1 pseudogene is annotated in these 1,006 nt (G+C 47.2%); it reads left to right on the top strand.

Annotation, left to right across the window (positions count from 1 at the left end):
- Window positions 1–47: 47 nt before the first annotated feature.
- Window positions 48–1,006: pseudogene (locus tag ACOT0L_RS23990) on the top strand (IS3-like element ISKpn8 family transposase); the annotation flags it as partial.

The raw sequence follows: 1,006 nt of genomic DNA, 5'->3' as shown, positions 1-1,006 counted from the left end.
TGTACTGCACCCATTTTGTTGGACGATGAAATGGAATAGTCCCTGATATGTCAAAGCCAAAATACCCCTTCGAAAAGCGCCTTGAAGTCGTGAATCACTACTTCACAACTGATGATGGTTACAGGATCATCTCTGCACGTTTTGGTGTGCCTCGAACCCAGGTCAGGACGTGGGTTGCCCTCTATGAAAAACATGGAGAAAAAGGTTTAATTCCCAAACCTAAAGGCGTTAGTGCTGATCCAGAGTTGCGCATTAAGGTCGTGAAAGCCGTGACCGAGCAGCAGATGTCCCTCAATCAGGCTGCTGCTCACTTTATGCTTGCTGGTAGTGGTTCTGTAGCCAAGTGGCTGAAAGTCTATGAGGAGCACGGAGAAGCTGGTTTACGCGCACTCAAGATCGGCACCAAAAGAAACATTACAATGTCAGTTGATCCAGAAAAAGCGGCGTTAGCATTGGAGCTGTCGAAAGACCGACGTATTGAGGATCTTGAAAGACAAGTTCGATTCCTTGAAATGCGGCTTACGTATCTAAAAAAGCTGAAAGCCTTAGCTCATCCCGCGAAAAAGTGAAAGTACTCAACGAGCTAAGGCAGTTTTACCCTCTTGATGAGCTTCTCAAGGCAGCGGAGATACCGCGCAGTACGTTTTATTACCATCTAAAGGCTCTCAGCAAGCCTGATAAGTATGCGGATGTTAAAAAGCGTATTGGTGAGATTTATCACGAGAATAAAGGTCGTTACGGATACCGTAGGGTAACGTTGTCTCTCCATCGAGACGGGGAACGGATTAACCATAAAGCCGTTCAGCGCCTGATGGGAACCCTCTCGCTTAAGGCAGCGATTAAGGTCAAGCGATACAGCTCCTACAGAGGAGAGGTAGGGCAAACCGCCCCCAATGTTCTCCAAAGGGATTTCAAGGCTACACGGCCAAACGAGAAGTGGGTTACCGACGTTACTGAATTTGCAGTCAATGGGCGAAAGCTGTATTTGTCTCCAGTAATAGATCTC

The sequence above is a fragment of the Enterobacter cloacae complex sp. XAL002 genome, assembly GCF_049236805.1.
Taxonomy (GTDB): domain Bacteria; phylum Pseudomonadota; class Gammaproteobacteria; order Enterobacterales; family Enterobacteriaceae; genus Enterobacter; species Enterobacter intestinihominis.
The sequence above is the reverse complement of the archived record's forward strand: the minus strand, read 5'-3'. Positions and strand labels throughout refer to the sequence as shown.